The 20501-nt window shown below is 60.3% G+C and carries 15 protein-coding genes; 3 read left to right on the forward strand and 12 right to left on the reverse strand.

Going from position 1 to position 20501, the window contains the following annotated elements; genetic code table 11:
• Window positions 1-40: 40 nt before the first annotated feature.
• From ACN0VH_RS08725 to ACN0VH_RS08755, 7 genes are all read right to left on the reverse strand, one after another.
• The gene (locus ACN0VH_RS08725; RefSeq protein WP_278923172.1) at window positions 41-1216 is read right to left on the reverse strand and encodes an acetyl-CoA C-acyltransferase; all 1176 of its coding nucleotides are present in this window, start codon (window positions 1214-1216) and stop codon (window positions 41-43) included.
• A complete protein-coding gene (locus tag ACN0VH_RS08730; RefSeq protein ID WP_417700373.1) occupies window positions 1216-3312 on the reverse strand; it encodes an FAD-dependent oxidoreductase in 2097 nt (698 codons plus the stop codon). The genes ACN0VH_RS08725 and ACN0VH_RS08730 overlap by 1 nt, the downstream gene beginning before the upstream one ends.
• A gap of 458 nt (window positions 3313-3770) precedes the next feature.
• Complete coding sequence (locus tag ACN0VH_RS08735; protein ID WP_417700375.1) at window positions 3771-5009, reverse strand: Tm-1-like ATP-binding domain-containing protein; 1239 nt, start codon at window positions 5007-5009, stop codon at window positions 3771-3773.
• 105 nt (window positions 5010-5114) lie between these two features.
• Window positions 5115-6581 (reverse strand): aldehyde dehydrogenase family protein, encoded by a 1467-nt coding sequence (locus tag ACN0VH_RS08740; protein ID WP_417700597.1) that lies wholly within the window; start codon window positions 6579-6581, stop codon window positions 5115-5117.
• The gene (locus tag ACN0VH_RS08745; protein ID WP_278923175.1) at window positions 6464-8083 is read right to left on the reverse strand and encodes a tripartite tricarboxylate transporter permease; all 1620 of its coding nucleotides are present in this window, start codon (window positions 8081-8083) and stop codon (window positions 6464-6466) included. Before ACN0VH_RS08745 ends, ACN0VH_RS08740 begins: the two co-directional genes overlap by 118 nt.
• A 14-nt stretch (window positions 8084-8097) precedes the next feature.
• Window positions 8098-8628, reverse strand: a complete 531-nt coding sequence (locus tag ACN0VH_RS08750) for a tripartite tricarboxylate transporter TctB family protein (protein WP_278923176.1) — start codon at window positions 8626-8628, stop codon at window positions 8098-8100.
• A 74-nt stretch (window positions 8629-8702) separates the two neighbouring features.
• Window positions 8703-9647 (reverse strand): tripartite tricarboxylate transporter substrate binding protein, encoded by a 945-nt coding sequence (locus ACN0VH_RS08755; protein ID WP_417700377.1) that lies wholly within the window; start codon window positions 9645-9647, stop codon window positions 8703-8705.
• A 173-nt stretch (window positions 9648-9820) separates the two neighbouring features.
• Between ACN0VH_RS08755 and ACN0VH_RS08760 the strand changes: the two genes are divergently transcribed.
• Window positions 9821-10588, forward strand: a complete 768-nt coding sequence (locus ACN0VH_RS08760) for an IclR family transcriptional regulator (protein ID WP_417700378.1) — start codon at window positions 9821-9823, stop codon at window positions 10586-10588.
• A gap of 62 nt (window positions 10589-10650) precedes the next feature.
• Window positions 10651-12006, forward strand: coding sequence for an aspartate aminotransferase family protein (locus tag ACN0VH_RS08765; RefSeq protein WP_417700379.1), 1356 nt, complete (start codon window positions 10651-10653; stop codon window positions 12004-12006).
• 304 nt (window positions 12007-12310) lie between these two features.
• Here the strand turns inward: ACN0VH_RS08765 and ACN0VH_RS08770 are convergent, their stop codons facing one another.
• A complete protein-coding gene (locus ACN0VH_RS08770) occupies window positions 12311-13600 on the reverse strand; it encodes a type I glutamate--ammonia ligase (RefSeq protein WP_278923180.1) in 1290 nt (429 codons plus the stop codon).
• Between the two features lie 148 nt (window positions 13601-13748).
• The gene (locus ACN0VH_RS08775) at window positions 13749-15032 is read right to left on the reverse strand and encodes a cytochrome P450 (protein ID WP_417700381.1); all 1284 of its coding nucleotides are present in this window, start codon (window positions 15030-15032) and stop codon (window positions 13749-13751) included.
• Between the two features lie 79 nt (window positions 15033-15111).
• Here ACN0VH_RS08775 and ACN0VH_RS08780 point away from each other — a divergent pair, with 79 nt between their 5' ends.
• Window positions 15112-15816 (forward strand): type 1 glutamine amidotransferase, encoded by a 705-nt coding sequence (locus tag ACN0VH_RS08780; protein ID WP_417700382.1) that lies wholly within the window; start codon window positions 15112-15114, stop codon window positions 15814-15816.
• Between the two features lie 110 nt (window positions 15817-15926).
• Here the strand turns inward: ACN0VH_RS08780 and ACN0VH_RS08785 are convergent, their stop codons facing one another.
• From ACN0VH_RS08785 to ACN0VH_RS08795, 3 genes are all read right to left on the reverse strand, one after another.
• The gene (locus ACN0VH_RS08785) at window positions 15927-16577 is read right to left on the reverse strand and encodes a GntR family transcriptional regulator (RefSeq protein WP_278923183.1); all 651 of its coding nucleotides are present in this window, start codon (window positions 16575-16577) and stop codon (window positions 15927-15929) included.
• Window positions 16578-16690: 113 nt separating this feature from the next.
• Complete coding sequence (locus tag ACN0VH_RS08790) at window positions 16691-18349, reverse strand: sulfatase-like hydrolase/transferase (RefSeq protein ID WP_417700383.1); 1659 nt, start codon at window positions 18347-18349, stop codon at window positions 16691-16693.
• A gap of 141 nt (window positions 18350-18490) precedes the next feature.
• Window positions 18491-20497: an acetyl/propionyl/methylcrotonyl-CoA carboxylase subunit alpha gene (locus tag ACN0VH_RS08795; protein ID WP_417700384.1), complete on the reverse strand. Its 2007-nt coding sequence runs from the start codon at window positions 20495-20497 to the stop codon at window positions 18491-18493.
• Window positions 20498-20501: the final 4 nt, after the last annotated feature.

The raw sequence follows: 20501 nt of genomic DNA on the forward strand, positions 1-20501 counted from the left end.
TGGTGACGTTTGGGCGCATTTTGTTGATTGATGAGCGAAATCAGTAGATCTCGAACAGGCCAGCAGCCCCCATGCCACCGCCGATGCACATGGTCACCACGCCAAGCTTGGCGCCGCGACGTCGGCCTTCACGCAGGATATGACCCGTCATGCGCGCCCCCGTCATGCCAAAGGGGTGGCCGATCGCGATAGAACCGCCATTCACGTTGCATTTGGCGTCATCAATCCCAAGACGGTTGCGGCAATACAGCGCCTGGCTGGCAAAGGCCTCGTTGAGTTCCCAGATGTCGATGTCATCCACTGTCAGACCATGCCGTTCCAGCAGACGGGGCACGGCGAATACCGGGCCGATGCCCATCTCGTCGGGTTCGCAGCCCGCAACCGCAAAGCCCTTGAAGGCACCCATGGCTTCGATCCCGCGCTGCTCTGCCTCTTTGGAATCCATCAACACCACCGCAGCGGCACCATCGGATAGCTGGCTGGCATTGCCAGCGGTGATGAAGTTTCCTTCACCGCGTACCGGGGCCAGGCCCGACAGCCCGTCCAGCGTGGTGCCGGGGCGATTGCATTCATCCCGGTCCACCAGCGCCTCTTTCATCGAGATCTCGCCGGTTTCCTTGTCCTTGACCGCCATGGTGGTGGTCACTGGAATGATTTCATCATCAAACAGCCCCGCCGATTGCGCCGCAGCAATCCGCTGCTGGCTGCGCAGCCCATAGGCATCCTGATCTTCGCGGCTGATACCGTAGCGCTGTGCCACGACATCGGCGGTTTCGATCATGGTCATATAGACCTCTGGCTTATGCTCTAGCAGCCAGCTTTCATGCGCTGATCGCGCTTTGGGCTGCACCATAGAGATGCTCTCGACGCCGCCCGCAACCATCGGGCCGGCCCCTTCGCAAATGATCTGCTGCGCTGCCAGAGCAATGGACTGCAACCCCGAAGAGCAAAACCGGTTCACCGTCATGCCCGAAGTGGTCACCGGCAGCCCGGCGCGCAGCGCAATCTGGCGCGCAATATTAGCGCCGGTTTCGGCTTCGGGCGTGCCACAGCCGATGATGCAGTCTTCAATCTCGGCCCCCTCAATGCCGGCACGGGCAACGGCTGCTTCGACCGCAGCGCCGCCCATGGTGGCCCCATGGGTCATGTTGAACGACCCGCGAAAGGATTTGGCCAGCCCGGTGCGGGCGGCAGAGACAATAACGACTTGTTTCATTAGCTGTTTTCCTTGTTGAGATCGTCAAATGTGCGACCCTCTGCCACCAGTTTTTCCAACAATGGTGCGGGCTCCCAGAAGTAGGGATCCACCTCGGCCCCTTCGGTGATTGTGGCAAGAATTTTGTCCAGTCCCTGCATATCGGCCCATTTCAGCGGCCCGCCGCGATAGCGCGGGAACCCATAGCCAAACAGCAAGGTCATATCGACATCCAGCGGACGGCGCGCGATGCCTTCGCCCAGCACCTTGGCTGCCTCATTCACCATGGCCGCCATATAGCGGGTGACGATTTCCTCGTCGCTAAAGGCGCGCGGAGTGATGCCTTTTTCTGCGCGTTCCGCCGCGATCTGGTCGATGATTTCAGGATTAGGCGTGCCACCGCGTTTGCCAGCCTCATAGACATAGTAGCCTTTGCCAGTCTTCTGACCAAAGTGACCGGCTTCGCAGACCTTATCCATGTAATTACTGTCGCGGTCGCGTGGATCCATGCCCTCGGCCCGTTTGCGTTTGCGCACCGCCCAACCGATATCCAGCCCCGCCAGATCGGCCACCGCAAATGGCCCCATAGCAAAACCAAAATCGGTCAGCGCCTTGTCGATCTGATAGGGAGAAGCCCCATCCAGCACCATATGATCCGCCGCCTTGCGATAGGTGGCCAGGATACGGTTGCCGATAAAGCCATCGCAAACGCCGGCCCGTACCGAGATCTTTTTCAGCCGCTGCCCCAGGGCAAAGCCCGTGGCGACCACATCCAGCGCGGTCTTATCCGCGACCACGACTTCCAACAGCTTCATCACATGCGCGGGCGAGAAGAAGTGCAGCCCGATCACATCTTCGGGACGCGAAGTGCAGGCGGCGATTTCATTCACATCCAGATAGGATGTGTTGGACGCCAGGATCGCGCCCTTCTTGCAGACCTCATCCAGCTTGGTGAAGACCTGCTTTTTGACGCTCATCTCTTCAAAGACCGCCTCAATCACCAGATCGACCTCGCTCAGCGCGCTATAGTCGGTGGCCAGGGTCAGCGCCTCTTCGGTCAACTGGGTGAACTGCGCCTCAGAGATTTTGCCGCGCTTCAACGCACCCTGCAGGTTGCCATTGATACGCCCCTTGGCGGCCTCTGCCGCCTCGGCAGTCATCTCCAGCATCACGACAGACAGGCCAGCCAGCAGCGCAGCAGTGGCGATGCCCGCCCCCATGGTGCCGCCGCCGATCACGCCGATGGCGGCCAGATCACGCGGTTCGATGCCCTTCAGCTCGGGCAGCTTGCTGACCGCGCGCTCTGAAAAGAAGGCATGGATCAGCCCTTCGCGCTGATCTGAATTCATCAGCTGCATGAACAATTCACGCTCGCGCTTCAGCCCCTCCTGCAGAGAGCTGGACTCTGCTGCGGCCTGCACGGCACGCACGCAGGTCGCAGGCGACAACTGGCCCCGGCCCTTTTTCAGCGTTGCCTCATAGACCGCATCAAAATCAATGGCCTGCGGCGCGGGCAATTCTCCCACAGCGCGTCGGGGCGCGCCCTGATCCAGCAGTTCCTGCGCATAGGCCAGGCCAACCTCGCGTGGCTCTCCCTCGGCAATCTTGTCGATGATCCCCATGGCAAGCGCCTCTTTGGCCCCCACCTGACGTCCGGATGTAATCATCTCCAGCGCGGCTTCGGTTCCCGCCACACGGGGCAAGCGCTGCGTACCACCCGCGCCTGGCAGAATACCCAGATGCACCTCGGGCAGCCCCATTTTCGCCGATGGGACAGCAACTCGATAGTGTGACGACAGCGCCACCTCTAGCCCGCCCCCCAGGGCGGTCCCATGCAGCGCCGAGACCACCATCAAGGGCGAGGCCTCGATGCGGTTGCACAGATCGGGCAAAAAGATCCCCCGCGGTGGCGCGCCAAATTCACGAATATCAGCGCCGGCAAAATAGGTGCGGCCCGCACCATAGATCAAAACCGCTTTGGCCCCCTCTTTTTCAGCCCGTTCGATTCCTGCGAGCAGGCCTTCGCGAATATCAAAACCCAGCGCATTCACCGGTGGGTTCTGTGCTTTCAAAACGGCGATCTCTCCGACGCGTTCATAGCCGATGGCATCTGTCATTCGAATTCCTTTTCTCCCGTTGGGCTCCAGCGCAGCCGCCCGGTTAGCCCCTGTGTTTCGTCAATCTCAGCATAAGCCATGTCTTAGCGCAAAGTCCCAGCGCAAAGCGCCGATGCAGAACCTCACGTCACAGGCAGTACATCCACCAAGGGCAATGATGGCCCCTTGAAAAATTCCACAATGCGGAAATCTATTCCACAAATTTCCACTCACCTTAGGCAAGAGCCTTCATAGGATCAAGCCATAAACAATCCAGACGACCTAGCGGAATTCCCACCCCAGACAGCCGCATCAACCGACAGCCACAGATCAAGAAAAGGGGCACCTGCCCGTGCAGATGCCCCCTTCAGATATCTCAGCTGCCCAACCCGATCCGGCCAACCCAGTCCAGTCCGGCCCAGTCAAGCGTCGGCGCGTGACACCGGCACGCGATGCCAGCCCCCACTGATCGACTGCACCTATAGCTCTGCCTTGATGACCCCGCTTGCCACCCATGCGTCAAAAACCTCTAGCACTTTGTCACAAAACGCGGCGTCATTGATGTGACAGTCCAGTGGGTACAGGTCGACACTATCGGGGCAGACAGCGCGAATCTCTGCGCAAAACGCCGCAAGCCCCGCCGCATCCTGCAGGTCTCCTCCGGGGCGATCCCACTCATTGCAGCCCCGTTCAGGCAAAATCAGTGCCACCGGTGCCACCGCCTCTGACAACTTGTCACAGATCGAACGCGCCACCGCCCGGCGTTCCGGCCCATCCAGTACTGCGGAAGACAGCAACCGGTTATGGGCATGGGTCGGGCGGCCCTCCAGCGCGCTCGGCACCCCCTGCCAGCCAACGAAATCAACCAGATCATAACACCCCGGCGCCACCAATTGCGGCGTACCGACCCGGCCCGCATGGGTCAGGCGATCCGCCCCCGCCGACAGCCCGCCAAACAAATGGTTTGAAACCTCCTGCGGCGCAAAATCCAACACCGCAGCAAAGGCACCCTCGCCTGCAAGGCTCTCAAAGGCGCGCCCCCCCATGCCGGTGGCGTGAAATACCGCAACCTCAAACCCCCGCGCCTCCAGCGCGGGCTTCAGCTGCACCATATACCGCAGCACAGTCTTGCCAAAAGAGGTCATCCCAATCAGTGGCCGCTGCCGCCGTGGCGCCTCAACTGCACGCGCCGCCCCCAAGATCGCCCCAGCGGCTTGGCTCAGTGCCGCCCTGCATATCGAATTCAACCCATACAGCCCTCCAGCCCAAAGAATCATCTGCACATCCGCCGGGATCCGGTCCGGCGGCATCAAGGGCGAAAAGGCAACGGTAGAAACCACATATTTCGGCACCCCAACAGGTAGCGCCGCGCAGAGATCCAGCGCCAGATCGGTGCCCATGGTCCCCCCCAGCACCACCACCCCATCAATGCGCCCGTCCAGATGCAACTGACGTGCCTTGGCAGCCGCTCCCGCCCCCATGATCTGCATCGCGATATTTTCGTCGCCACTCGCGATCGCCGCCGCAATAGTACCGCCTCCGGCACGAGCCACTTCATGCTTGCTCACATCCACCGGGCGCCGCGGACTCCCCAGAACGCTCACATCCATCGACAAAACGGCACCACCCTGGCCACGAATAACCTCTGCCAGATACCACAGCTCATCCTCTTTGGTATCATAGGTGCCGACCACCAATATGGTCTTTTCAACCGTCATCGCTCACTCCCCCTGCGGCCCCTGGCGCCGCCCATTTCATCTTGCTCCAAATACCTCCGCCGGAGGCCACAGGTTTTGCAGGGCAAAACCTGTTCACAGCATCCCTTACAACTGGATCCAGGCCGTTTTGAGATCCAGGTATTTGTCCAGGGCATGCAGGGATTTGTCATGCCCATTGCCCGATTGGCCAACCCCGCCCAGCGGTACGGTATTATCCGCACCGCCATAGGTATTCACATGCACCACGCCGGCCCGGATGCCCGCGACCATGCGATGGGCCCGCGACAGATCCGCCGTCCAAACCCCCGCCGCCAGACCAAAGTCAGTGGCATTGGCCAGACTCAAGGCCTCCGCTTCACTGTCAAAGCTGCTTACCGACAGGACCGGGCCAAAGACCTCGCGCTGGAACAGGGCGTGATCGCGTGCAACGCCCGTCACAACTGTTGGCGCCATATAGCTGCCGCCCGTCTCGGCCAAGATCCGCGCGCCACCGGTGATCACCCGCCCCCCTTCAGCGCGGGCCATATCCATGAAGGACATGTTACGCCGCAGCTGCTCTTCGGAATTCACCGCGCCGATCTGCGTGCCCAGATCCAGCGGATCCCCGACCCGCAGCGCCTCTGCCTCAGCCGCCAGCCGCGCAACAAACTCATCATGTATCGAGGCCTCCACCAAGAGCCGCGCCCCGGCGACGCAGACCTGGCCGGAATTGCGAAAAATCCCCATGGCCGAAACTTTGGCCGCCTTGCCCAGATCAGGTGCATCGGCAAAAATGATATTGGGGGATTTGCCCCCCAGCTCCAGATAACAGCGTTTCAGATTGGATCGCGCCGAGGCCTCCAGCAGCTTGCGCCCTGTCCCGCCCGAACCGGTAAAGGCCAGGACATCAACCCCCATCGATTCTGCCAGCGCCGCGCCCGTCTCTGCGCCGCTGCCGGTGACCACGTTGAACACCCCATCCGGCAAACCGCACTCGACACAGATCTCCGCCAGCCGCAACAACGTCAGCGAAGCTGTCTCGGCCGGTTTCAGCACCACCGAATTGCCCATGGCCAGGGCGGGTGCCAACTTCCAGGCGCCAATCATCAGCGGAAAGTTCCAGGGCACAATCGCCCCCACCACGCCAACCGGCACCCGATGTACCAGCCCCAGGACATCCGATGCCGTGGGGGCCACTTCTCCCGCAATCTTGTCCAGGGCCTCGGCGTAGTAGCGAAAGGTCCCGGCGGCTGATCCCGGTTCCGCCTTCAGGGCCATGTTGAATTCGGTGCCATTGTCGCGCACCCCCAGGACGGCCAGCTCAACCGCCTCGGCTTCGATACGCTCGGCGATCCGGTACAGAACCTTCTTGCGTGCAGCGGGGGACTGCCCCGCCCAACGACGATCATCATAGGCACGGCGCGCCGAGGCGACCGCCTTTTCGACATCCGCCGCAGAAGCACCCTCCAGCGTGGTTAGAACAGCCCCCTCAATCGGCGAAGTAACTTCGAGTGGCGTGCCCGAACCTCTTTGCCACGATCCTTCAAGAAAGAGTTTTTGCGGCGCGACATCAGCTGCCCGAAGCTGGTTGATGCGGTTTTGGTCTGCCATTCGGCCTCCTTTAGCTCCTTGCGATCCCGCCAGACGCGCAGCAGGTGGCTTGCAAGAACCAAGATGATGATGATGAAAAGAATGAATGATATCGGTCGATTGATGAAATCAAGCGGCTCTTTGACCCGGGCCATACCAGCCCGTAGCTTGACCTCCATTATGCCACCCAGCACCATCCCCAGAATGATTGGAACCGCCGGCAGCGACAGCCGTTTGAGGATAAAGCCAAAGATGCCGAACCCCGCCGCAATCAGGCAATCCGTGGCTGAATTGCGCAGCGAATAGACGCCAACAAAGCTCAGGGTCAGAATGCACACCCCAAGGAACCGATTGGGGATTTTCACCACCTGCACCAGCGACCGGGTGGCAAAAAGCAGGAAGACAAGCACCAGAACATTCAGCACCAGCAGCGCCAGATAAAGCGCCACGACGAAATCCATGTCGTTCTGAAACAGCGCCGGCCCCGGCACCACGTTGTGTACATAAAAGACGCTTAGCATCATTGCCGTCAGCGCCTCGCCCGGGATGCCCAGCGCCAAGAGCGGCACCATGGCTGCCGCCGGCACGGCGTTGTTGGCGGTTTCCGCCGCGATCAACCCCTCGGAAGAGCCATGGCCAAAATCCTGCGGCCGCTTAGAGGTTTTCTGCGCGTAGGTATAGGACATGAACTGGGCGGTGAACTCTCCGACACCTGGAATCATCCCCATCAAGACGCCAAAGCTGGCTGAAACGGCGGTGACACGCGGATGGCGCGCCAGTTCGCGCAGCCCCTGGAACATGCCGCCGCGTAGCTTGTTCAGATGTACTTTTTCGTCTTCATCCATCAGCAAGACAAAGGCCTGGCTTAGGGCAAAAAGCCCCAGAACCACCACGATCAGATTGACGCCACTGCCCAGGAAATCCTGCCCGAAGGTATAGCGTTGGGTGTATTTCACCGGCTCCATGCCGACCGAGTTCAAAAAGATCCCCAGACAGGCCAGTGCGCCGGCAATCAACGCCTGGCCACGATGTGCCACCACCACCAGAAGCAGGCCTAGCAGGGCGGCGAGAAAGATTTCACGACTGCCAAACATCGGCGCCACCTTGGCCAGAACCGGGGCAAACAGGATCAGGCAGATGACGGAGAAGACACCGCCAAAAAAGCTGGCCGAATAGGCAAGGCTCAGGGCGCGGCGTGGCTCTCCGCGGGCGGTCATCGGATAGCCATCATAGGTGGTCAGCGCATTGACCGCCGTACCCGGCGTATTGATCAGAATCGCAGGGATTGCACCGCCGTACATCGACGAGCCGTAGATCCCCAACAGCACCGTCAGCCCGACGATAGGATCCATCGAAAAGGTCGCGGGCAACAAAATGGCAATCGCCACAGCCGGGCCAACACCGGGGATCGCCCCGATCAAGACCCCGCCTACCGATCCGGCAAGCAGCGCCAGCGCCACGTCCCAGCGCATCAGGATGTCAATCGCAGAGAGGAGAAGATCCATCGAACACCCAGAGTTTAGAGATACAGAATGAAGAAACTGCGCAGGCCAGCAGGCAGGTAATCATAGAGCAGCGCACCGGGAATTCGCACGCCCAGCACCGCCTTGAACACCACCACAACCGCAACCGCAAAACCGAGGGAGATGCCCAGCATCCAGCCACCGCGATAACCCATGCGGCGCGCCAGCAGCGGCACAAAGACCAGGGTCACAGGTAGGTAGCCAACCAGCGGCACCAAAAGCACGTAGCCCATGAACCAAAACGCAAATTCCAAGCTGCGCCCCCATAGCCTAGCTTCCCACAGATCATAGCGTGAGGTGCGGCGCCACGGCAGGGCGTAGACATGCAAGCCGCCCAGAAGCACCATGCCACCAAGGCTGATCGCAGGCCAGAACCGTGGCTGGGCAAAGAGCTGGGTCTTTTTGACCCAAGCGGTTTGCTCTCCGATCAGCGCTAAGAGCAGCACCGAAAGGGTCAGAAACACCAGGGCAAAAATCAATTGGCCGCGTCGGGGGCCGACAAAGCGGCGTTCTCGTTCCGTTGTCATTGAGGGATCTTTTTTGCTTTGCGCAGAAACAGAAACCGGGGCCACAGCAGGCCCCGGCAGGATATTTGGCTTGGCTAGTCGAGCAGAGCACTGATTTTGGCCATGGTGGCAATATCGGCGGCCACGCGGCTGGCACTTTGATCCGCGTCCTGCCAGTAAACCAAGGCACCGGTCTCATCGGCCACGGCCTGGGCACGATCACTCAGCATGGTCTTTTCGGCCACCGCGATGATCTTGTCGCGCACATCCTGCGGCGTATCCTTTGACACAAACAAGCCGTTCCACAGGGCAATGTTCAGACCTGCATCCAGCTCTCCGATGGCGGGAGCATCGGGAACCAGCGGAATGCGTTCATCGGTGATCGAGACCAGCACTTTGACCTGGTCCAGACAGGGCAGGATCAACTGCAATGTCGTGTTGATGACATCCGCATCCCCCGAAGCCAGCGTATTGCAATCCAGCGCATCAAATGCGGCGTCCGATCCCCAGTTGAACCCGGCGTTCTTGGCAAAGGCCTTGGTTACCTGGGTTGGCGTCAGCACATCACCAAAATGGCCCAGCGCCACGTCATTTTCCTTGGCGTAGGCGGTCAGCTCTTCCATCGTTGAATATGGCGCATCAGCCGAGGTAGCGATGACAAAGGGATAGGTGAGGAAGATCCCCAGCGGGTCAAACTTGGCCGGCGTCAGCGGCGCGATGTCGATCTGATGGCCCATGACCGGCACGCCGATGACAAAAGAGCCAACCGTGTACCCATCGGCCGGGGCATTGGCCACTTCGATTGCGCCGGGGAACGGCCCACCACCGCCGCCGGGCTTGTTCACAACGGCAGCCGACACGCCATATTCGGCCTCAAAATCATCGGCAATCATCCGCGTCAGCACATCCTCCAGATCGCCAGGGGGCCAGGGCACGATAAAGCTCACTGGTTTTTCTGGGTATTCCGCCTGCGCAGCCACTGCGCTCAGGCCCAGAGCTGCCGCTGCAGCGGCCCCTTTCACAAGATTGGTCAATTGCATTTTACTCTCCCGGTTGGTGCTGAGGTTTCAGCGAGTGCGGTTCATTATTTGAACCATCGGTTTGAATTTAGATTGACAGTCCACCCGCTTATCTGTCAACAAAATAACATCTTGGGTGTTTGTTTTTGCGAACCAACGCCCTGTATTCACCCAGATGGAGACCGGATCAGCGCATGGGAACTGTCACCAAAGCCCTGTCATTGTTAAGTTTTTTTGCCCCCGACCGGCCCGAAATCGGGTTGAGCGACCTCACCCGCCTGTCAAGCATGAACAAGGCTACGGTCTATCGCCTCATGGGCGAGTTGCAGGCGGCAGGATTCGTTGAGCAGGGAGAAGGCGACCGCGCCTATCGGCTGGGACCGCAGGTTTTGCACCTGGCCGCCCTGCGCGAGGCCTCGACGCCTATTCTATCCGTTTCACGCCGGATCCTGCGCGAGCTGAGCGATGAAACCGGCGAAACCACCCATGTGTCGCTGGGACATGACAGCTGGGTGCAGACCCTCAGCCATGCCTATTCGCCGCGCCATGCAACCAAGGTCACCATGGAGGATGCCCAGACGGTGACCTATCATGCCACCAGTTCTGGGCTGGCGATCCTGGCCTATGCCGATCCGCAGTTTGTAGACAGCATTCTGTCGCAACCCCTGAAAAGCCACACAAGCAAAACGCTGGTCGACCCCGATCTCATCCGCAGCAAGCTGGAACAGATCCGCCAGACCGGTCTGGCCGATACGCTGGGCAGCTTTGAGCTGGAAGTGCATTCCCATGCGGTGCCGATTTTTGGTGCCGACCATCGCGCCATTGGGGCACTGGCGGTGGCCGCCCCCGCCGCCCGCATGCCTGCCGCGCAACAAGACATCATTCGCGCCGCCCTACGGCGCGCAGGGGCTGCCCTAACCCATCGTATCGGGGGCCGCCCGCCCGCGGATTACCCCCAGTGATCCTGCCGTTTTTCCTTCAAGATACCCCCGGTCCTCTCCGGACCTGATCAGGAGTTTACCAGATGAAAGATTCCAATTTCCTCAAAGAACACAATGCAAAATCGCTATGGCATCCGATGGCGCATCCAGCCGACAGCCTGGCCAATCCGCCAACGATCATCACCGGGGCCAGCGGTGTGCGGATCCGCGACGTCGATGGCCACGAAGTCATTGACGCAGTGGGGGGGCTGTGGAACGTCAACCTTGGGTTTTCCTGCCAGCCCGTCAAAGATGCCATCGCCGCGCAGCTGGATGTGCTGCCCTATTATTCAACCTTTCGCGGCACCAGCAATGATCAGGTGATCCAACTGGCGGAAGAGTTGCGCACCTTCTTTGCCCCGGATGGGCTCAGCCGGGCATTCTTTACCTCGGGGGGATCTGATTCCGTCGAAACCGCCCTGCGCCTGGCGCGGCAGTATCACAAGATCCGCAGCGAGGCTGCGCGCACCAAATTCCTCAGCCTGAAAAAGGGCTACCACGGCACCCACATGGGCGGGGCTTCGGTCAATGGCAATGCCAACTTCCGCACCCAGTATGAACCACTCTTGCCGGGCTGCCATCACATCCCCGCGCCCTATACCTACCGCAATCCCTTCAACGAAAGCGACCCCGAGCGCCTGGCCCAGCTCTGCCTGCAAGCGCTGGAGGACGAGATCGCCTTTCAGGGGGCTGGCACCATCGCCGCCTTCATCATGGAGCCAATCCTGGGCGCCGGCGGGGTGATCCCCCCCCATGCAAGCTTCATGCCCGGCGTGCGTGAAATTTGCGACAAATACGGCATCCTGTTGATCGCGGATGAGGTGATCACCGCCTTTGGCCGCACCGGATCCTGGAGCGGATCGCGCCACTGGGGGGTGCAGCCAGATTTCATGTGTACCGCCAAGGCGATCACCAATGGCTATTTTCCCTTTGGCGCGGTGATGATCGCGGATCAGGTGGCCGAAGTGTTTGAACAGGACGAAACAGGCCGCGCCGCTATTGGCCATGGCTACACCTATTCCGGCCACCCCGTGGGCGCGGCCGCAGCCCTGGCCTGCCTGCAGGAAACCCAGCGCCTGAATGTGCCAGAAAACGCCGCCGCTCGTGGGCAGGAGCTGCACCAAGGGCTACAGGCCCTGCAACAAAAATACCCGCTGATTGGCGATGTGCGCGGTGGCCACGGGCTGATGTGCGCAATGGAGCTGGTCGCAGATCGCAACACCAAATCGGCCGCCGACAAAAAGACCCTCGCCAGGCTGCAGGAGGTCACCTATCAGAACGGTGCCATGGTGCGGGTCTCTGGCCCCAATATCATCCTGTCGCCCCCCCTGGTCCTTAGTACGCAGGACGTCACCGGCATCCTTGCTGCTCTCGACGCGGGTTTTGCTGCGGTCAGTTGATCAAAGACTGAATTTGGCGCGGGCAGCGATTTGCCCCGACCAAATGCAGCCGCTATCACGCCAGCAACCCACACGATAGCGCAGGCAAATGGCCCAAGCACCGGCCCAGGACGCAACCGCAGCCGACCGAAGGGAGGCTGCCACCGAATACCATGGCGGGCCCGAAGCATATGCTTCGGGCCCGCTGCCTCTCATAGCGCCGCTCACGCGGCGCGGCACCGTGATATGGCAGAGGCGGCGCTATCGCAGCATCCACCGGTATCGCTTGCCGTCTTGAACAGCGACTTGACCTTAGGTCAGAAAGTCAAACGAAATGCACATAGAAATCGCGCATCCCATCGCCCTCCAGATCGCGGGTCTTGCGCGCTTCCTTGCGCTTCATAAAGACGTGGTTGGCAACCAGATCGCTCCCCACCGCCTCGCACAGAGCATGGTCGCGCTCCAAATCAGCCACTGCGCCTTTCAGGTCAATCGCTGTGCCGTCGCGCGCATCCGTCCGATCAAAACCATCTCCTGTCTCCATCGCAGGCAGTGCATAGCCTTGCTCCACCCCCAACAAAGAGGCCTGCAATACCGCAGCAACCGCGGTATATGGATTGGCAGACGCATCCGCCATGCGATGCTCCAGCCGCGCCTTGCTCCCCCCTTCAGAGCTGATCCGAGTGGTGACATTGCGATGATCCCCCCCCCAATTCTGCCAATACCCCGACAGAGACCCCGGCTGCAGTCGCATATAGCTGTTGGCGGTGGGCGCGATCAGCCCCGCCAGCCCCTTATGGTGATGCACGACACCCGCCAGGCAGCCCCGCGCCAGATCGTTCATATGCTCTGGCCCGCCGCGCGGCCCCGAGGACAGCGCATTGCCGCCCACCTCGTTCACGAAGGAATAGTTGATATGCATACCAGAGCCGCCGGCCTCGGGCACGGGCTTGGGCATGAAGGTCAGGACGATCCCATATTCCAGCGCGATCTCTCGCGCCATCAGGCGGAACAGCACGATATCGTCCACTGCCTTCACCGCATCATCAAAGGTCAGGGTGTATTCAAACTGCGGCGAGTCAAACTCTGCCGTGATCATATCCAGCGAAAAACCCATCTCATCCGCCATCGCCCAAATCCGGTCGTTAAACCGCAACGGATCGGCAAATGGCCCGGTACCGTAGACCACGCCCCCCGGCGCGTCATAGGGCATCAAGCGGCCTCGCTCATCCGCCTGCAGCGCATAGGCTTCCAGCTCGATACCCACCTTGGGCTGCAGGCCGCGCGCCTGCCAGCCCGCAACAGCCCGCTTCAGCGCCCCGCGCGGGCACAGGGACAACGGCACCCCATCTACATCAAACAAATCGCCCAGCACGACATTGGTATTGGCATGCCAGCTGTTGCGAATATCGTCATGCTGCCAGCGCAGCTCCATATCCGGCATGCCCTGTTTGACCATCGCCCCCGGCGCATCCAACAGATCGCGATCATAGTGTGTGCCAAAAACTGAACGGCAAAACCGGGTGTCATCATTGCCAATTTTGGCCGCTGGCAGATACTTCCCCCGCATGATGCTAAGGTGGTCGCAGAACATCGCGCGCAAGCGGGTCTTCATGGCATTGATCCTTCCAGGTTGGTCAATCTGCAGAGGTGGCTGTGTCTAATCTCTTTCAGCTTGTCGTCTTCTTGGAACAAAGAGCAGCTCCGGTTTCAGAAACATGGCATTACTTAACATATTTAGTGTCGCGCGGGGACGATTATTTTCACCCATCCTGGTAGATGCGGCGCGAGCACCGTGTCACACGCACCGGCAGCTCTTTTATGCCGCCGACAAAATTTGATCGCAGAAACTTATGCGGTCCGGCAGCCTCGATGTGGCTGATGCGCTTGGCCAGTTCTTGAAACAGCACCGTCACCTCCAGCCTCGCCAACCACATGCCCAGGCAGACATGCGGGCCAAACTGGCCAAAAGAAAGATGCCGGTTGGGGCTGCGCATCAGGTTGACCCGAAAAGGATCGTCAAAATAGCTGTCATCCCGATTGGCCGAAGCAAACCAATACAGCACCTTATCCCCTTCGCGGATCAGCTTGTCGTGCACCTTGATATCGCGTGTTGCGGTGCGACGAAAATAGATTGCCGGGGTGGCCCAGCGAATGATCTCATCCGCTGCCGTATCCCAGACGGCACCCCCCGCCTGCATCTGCGCCAACAGCTCGGGCTGGTGACACAGCGCCTGTATGCCCGCCGCAATGGAATAGCGCGTGGTGTCATTGCCCGCCGCCACCAAAAGACAGAAAAAGTTACGAAACTCCGTCTCGGAAATGACCGAGCCATCCTTGGCCGGCTGCAGGATCATGTTCAGCACACCGGCGGTATCGCCCGCTTTGGCTTTGTCGGCCATCAACTGTTTGGCGTAAAGATACAGCTCCGCCCCGGCCGGGGAATTGAAAGGCATTAACCGAAACGCGTCGGTTTCCAGCTTGTCCATCACATGGGCCGTGAAATCCGGATCTGTATTGGCAATCAGCGCGTCGCCTTTTTCCACCAACCAGGGCAAATCGGTCTCGGGCAGACCAACCACCCGCCCCAGCATCCGCATCGGCAGGGTGCGGGCAATCTGCTTGGTGGCATCAAACTCCCCCAGTTCCAGAACCGGATCCAGTATTTCGGCGCAGATATCGCGAATTTCCTGCTCATACTGCGCCATGCTGGTCTTGGAAAACGCCTTCATCAGCTTCATGCGCACCTGCGAATGTTCTGGCGGATCGGTTTCCTGAAAGGTCCGCCGCGCCAGATATTCCTCATAGCTCTGATCCTCCATGCGGATCCCGCGCGCCGAGGAAAATACCTCCGTGTTCTTGTTCATCCGGGTGATGTCCTCATAGCGGGTCACCGACCAGAAATTTTCCCCGCCAGGATACTGGGTCCAATGTATCGGATCGTGGCGCCGCAGCCGGGCAAAGGTGTTGTGCGGCGCGCCATGGGCAAAACTGTCATGACTGCTGAGATCAGCATAGCCGTCGTCCTGTGGTGTCCAGATGGTCATATTGGGCTTCCCGAATATCTCTATTATGTATACTATTGGTGATCATAAATATGTAAATACAAATCTAATGAGAAATTTCATGCACTTAGCCATTCTGGTCACAAATACTGACAAGAGCAGCTTTGCCGCAAAGCACCCCCTTGATGAAGAGAAGTTCACCCATCTCATTCAAATGGCGCGCCCGGATTGGCTCTGCAGCGCCTTTCAAATTCATGCCGGCGATTTTCCGGCAGATCTGCAGGCGTTTGATGGCGTGATGATCACAGGCAGCCCCGCCTCAACCCGTAGCGGCCTGCCTTGGATCGATCCACTCCTGACATTGATACAGAACATGCACGCACAAAAGCTGCCTCTGTTCGGTGCCTGCTTTGGCCATCAGGCCATCGCGCTGGCGCTTGGCGGCCAGGTGGCGCAAAACCCCGATGGCTGGGTACATGGGCTCATCCGGAATCATATGCAGACCCGCCCCGCCTGGGCACGAAAGCTTCCCGCAGATTTTGCCCTCTACGGCTCTCACAGCGAATATGTCGCCCGGCTGCCCGACGATGCAATTGAAACCGCAAAAAGCAGAGGGCTGAATGCAGGGTTTTGCATAGGCAACCATATCTGGACCAGCCAACACCACCCCGAGATGAGCCATGATTTCATCACCGCCCTGACCGAAGAAATGCGCCCCAGCCTTGGCACCGCCGCCTACGCCCAGGCCAAGGACAGCCTGCGCCAACAGGCAGATCAGGGGCTCTTCGCACAGAGCCTGGCCCAGTTTTTTGACGAAGCTGGTTGACCAGATCGGCCGCGCTGCGACCCACGCCACGGCCCCGGCAGATTTCATCTTACCCTAAATACCTCCGCCGGAGGCCTAGAAACGGCGCAACGCGCCTACGTGACTGCCGCCTAGCCAAGCGCCGCCAATAGATCCATCACCGTGACCTGATCAAACTGCACATGCTCTGCCATCTTGGCCCGCGCCGCACTGCGGTCATGGGCAAATATCAGCTCGGCAATCTCGCGATGTTCGCGGGCAGATTGCGCAATCGACCCCGGATACTGATAGCGCGCCCGATAATAGGCCATCAGCTTGCGCGCATTGGTCTTGATCATCTCCAACAGAAACGGATTGCCCGCCCCCATGGCCACTGCCGCATGAAACTGCAGGTTCAGCTGGTAATAGCCATTGGGATCGCCATCGCCCTTTCTGTCCGCATGGGTTTCACAGGCCCGCACTGCCTGTTCCAGCGCCCGGGCCTGATCGGGGGGCATGCGCCGCGCAGCCAGCCCTGCCGCCTGGCCCTCCAGGCTTGCGTGCACTTCAAGGATCGCCAGAAACTCTTCCAGTGTCGGCTTGAACAGCACCGCCCCCTTGCGCGGCTGGCGCCGGATCAGACCCGCCGCTTCCAGCTGGATCAGGGCTTCGCGGATTGGGGTACGAGACACGTTATGACGCGCGGCCAGCCCCGCCTCATCCAGCAGGTCGCCAGGATTAAGCGCCCCTGCATCGATATCCTCAAGGATCGCGTTCAATAGCCCTTCGGTCTGCCCTGCCACTGCCCAGCATCCTGTCTTGTCTGTTGCCAAATTCGCCCGCACATTAAGGCCCCGCACCGACCATGGCAACAAAGCACCCGGAGGGGCAACGTTGCCTGTCATATCGGGCGTCTTTAGCTGCTGCGATGCGGAACCGGGCCACGAATGTTCCGGGTCAACTCGGGCGCGACCTCGTCGGCCTCATACACCCCAAGCAAGATCCCCTTTGCCGCAGACTGTCCGCGCCCGGCTTCGATCTGATCATCGGAAATGGTGGTGCGCTGCGACATACGCAGCCCCCAATGCCGCAAGCGATCATACATCAGTGAGATGACATCATCGTGCTGCGGGCTTTGCCCCAAATCGACCAGTTCATCGGGGTCTTCCTGCAGATCAAACAACATCGGCGGCAGCCCGCCTTCGGCATGCATGAATTTCCAGCGCGCATCGGTCACCATGAACAGCCGGGCATCTTTCGGCTGCAACCCAAGCTTGGCACAGAGTGGCATGGTGGAATAGTCGAACTCTGCCACCGCATGATCGCGCCAGTCCGGCTCGGCCCCATGCAGCCAGGGCACCAGCGAATGCCCCTCCAGGATATGCCCCAACGGTGCCCCACCGGCAAAATCGAGAAAGGTTGGCGCAAGATCAATGGCTTCAACCAGGGCGTCACAGGTACTGCCCCGCGTCACATCGGCGGCGGCACGCGGATCATAGACAATCAGCGGCACCTTGATCGAAGGCTCGTGGAAAAGGTTCTTTTCGCCCAGCCAGTGATCGCCCAGATAATCGCCGTGATCCGACGTAATCACCACCATGGTGTCACGCATCCGTCCGGTTTCTTCCAGATAGGCAAACAGCCTGCCCATTTGATCATCCGCCTGTTTGATCAGCCCCATATAGGCTGGGATCACCTTCCGGCGCACCTCTTCGCGGCTGAAACTTTTGCCGATCGGATTGTTCATCATACCAGAAAAAACCGGATGTGCCCCCTCGCGCTCGGCCTCAGAGCGCACGGCCGACAGCACATCCTCGGGGCCATACATGTCATGATAGGGGGCGGGAACAATATAGGGCCAATGCGGTTTGATATAGCTCAGATGCGCGCACCAGGGCCCGGTCCCGTTGGCGCGCTGGTCTTCCATGAACTCTATCGCCTTGCTGGTCAGCCAGGGCGTTTCGCTATCCTCTTCGGCAATATTTGCCGGCTTGTCGGCATTGACCATGAACCACCCCGAGGCAAGCTCATCCCCCGCCGCGCCCGGCGTGATGCCGGCATTGGCAAAATCATTCCAGGGGTTGTCGCCGGGATAGCCCCGCTGTTTCAGATATTCGTTATAGGGGCTGCGCTTGGGGTCATAAAATCCCGCCACCCCCTCTGCCCAGAGCCCATCATCGCGCACATAGGGGTCAAACCCGCATTCGCTTTGCCGTACCCCGATCACGCTGTCCGGTGCCAGGCCCAGCCGTTCCATTCCCACGGCATCCGCCACCATATGGGTCTTGCCGATCAGGCTGCAGCTCATGCCGATGTTGCGCAGATGGTCCCCCATGGTCCATTCGCCAACCTTCAGGGGGTAGGAATTGAACTGCACTCCGTGGCTGGACGGATAGCGTCCGGTATAGCTCGACATGCGCGAAGAGCCGCAGGTGGGCGATTGCACATAGGCGCGGGTAAAGCGCACGCCCTTGGCCGCCATGGCGTCAATATGCGGGGTCTGCAGATGCGGATGGCCTGCGCAGCTCAGGTAGTCAAACCGCAGCTGGTCAAACATAATATAGAGAATGTTCATCGCGGGCCTCCTCTTGCCTATGTCACAACTATTGAACAGGTGAAGCAAAAAGGCGAGGCCAAAACAAAAATCATATGCCCCTATTCCGCCGCCGGATTGCCCGCGCGATTGTCTCAGTTCTGTGTGATGTCCCGCGCCGGTTTACGGCCCCTCGCCGGTGATATCCGGCTGGATTTCAACCAAGAGATCCCCGGCCTTGACCTGCCCGCCAACCGCACAGGCAATCTGGGTCACGGTGCCCGCGACATCCGCCAGAATTTCGTGCTGCATCTTCATTGCCTCCAGCACCGCCAAGGATTGCCCCAAGACGACCACATCCCCCGCCGCGACATACAGCGCGCGCAGATTGCCCGGCATTGGCGCCTGATGCGCCCCGCCGCCTGCCGCCGCTTGGGCCGACCTGCCCGCGCGCAGCCGCGTCACCTGCAACAGGCGATCCCCCGTGGCCAGAAACAAATCCTGCCCGATCAGCTGGTGGCATCGAAGATCAACCAAATTGCCATCCACGCGCAGGGGCGCGTTGTGCCCGGTATCGCCCTGCACAAAATGCCGGGTGCCGCCCAGATTGATTTCAATGCCCGTGCCGCTTTGGCGCAGCAAAGCCAGCACCGGGGCGCTGCCAGTCCCTGCCACCTCTAGCAGCATGCGCATCTGCAAGCCGCCCAGATCGCGCCCCTGACTGGACCAGCCTATCAGCTCGGTCGGCGTCTGGGTCTGCTCGGCCCGTCGCCCCCGTTCGGTCTGATAGATAAGCGCAGCCGCCAGCGCCAGATCCGCACTGAGGTTTTGCACTGGTGGCACCGGGTCGAAATGATCCACAATAAAGCCCGTTGTCGCCCTGCCGCCGACGAAGGCCTCATGCGACAGCACCGCAAGCAGGAAATCACGATTGCAGGCAGGCCCGAACAGCACCGTCTGGCGCAGGGCAGCCACCAACCGCTGCAACGCCTGATCCCGCGTCGCACCATGGGCCACCACCTTGGCCAGCATAGGGTCATAAAAGGCGCCGACCTCTTGCCCCGCGCGGATCCCGGAATCCACCCGGATCCCCGGCCCCACCGGCGGTTGCCAGTCACGAACCCGCCCGGATTGCGGCAAGAACCCCTGCGCCGGATCTTCAGCATATAGCCGCACCTCGATGGCATGGCCGTTCAGGGTAATGTCGTCTTGCTGCAAGCCCAGAGCCTGCCCCCTGGCCACGCTGATCTGCAGCGCCACCAGATCCAGCCCGGTGATCATTTCCGTAACCGGATGTTCCACCTGCAGGCGAGTGTTCATTTCAAGAAAGTAGAAATCACCACTGTCATCCAGCAAGAATTCAACCGTCCCCGCCCCCAGATAGCCAATGGCCCGTGCCGCCGCGACGGCGGCTGCCCCCATCTTTGCACGCAGTGCAGGTGTCACCACCGGACAGGGGGCCTCTTCGACTACCTTCTGGTGGCGGCGCTGCACGGAACAGTCCCGCTCTGCCAGGTGGATGGTATGGCCGGTGGCATCGGCAAAGATCTGCACCTCTACATGGCGCGGCCGCAGCAGGGCCTTTTCCAGGATCATCTCATCCGAGCCAAATCCAGACAGGGCCTCGCTTTTGGCCAGTTCCAGCGCTGCGGCAAACTCAGCGGGGTCTCGCACCAGACGCATGCCCCGACCGCCGCCCCCGGCTGCTGCCTTGATCATCACCGGATAGCCAATCGCCACCGCCTCTGCCTGCAGCCGACCCAGCGACTGGTCCGCCCCCTCATAGCCCGGCAGGCAGGGGACCTCGGCCTTGGCCATCTGCCGCTTGGCTTCTGCCTTGTTGCCCATCAGTGCAATGGCAGTGGCGCTGGGGCCAATAAAGACCAACCCGGCCTTGCAGCAGGCGGCGGCGAAATCGGCATTTTCAGACAGGAACCCATAGCCAGGATGCAGCGCCTTTGCACCGCTATCCTGCGCAGCCTGCAGGATTTTGCCCATATCGAGATAGCTATCCGCCACCGGCCCAGCGCCAATGCAGATCGCCCGATCGGCAAACGCCACATGCGGGGCATCGGCATCGGCCTCGGTATAGATTGCAATGCAGGTCAGCCCCAGCTGGCGCGCGGTCCGCATGATGCGCAGGGCAATTTCCCCCCGGTTGGCCACCAGGATTGATGTGAAATCTGTCATAACT

It is taken from the genome of Pseudophaeobacter sp. (assembly GCF_048267565.1).
Classification (GTDB): domain Bacteria; phylum Pseudomonadota; class Alphaproteobacteria; order Rhodobacterales; family Rhodobacteraceae; genus Pseudophaeobacter; species Pseudophaeobacter profundi.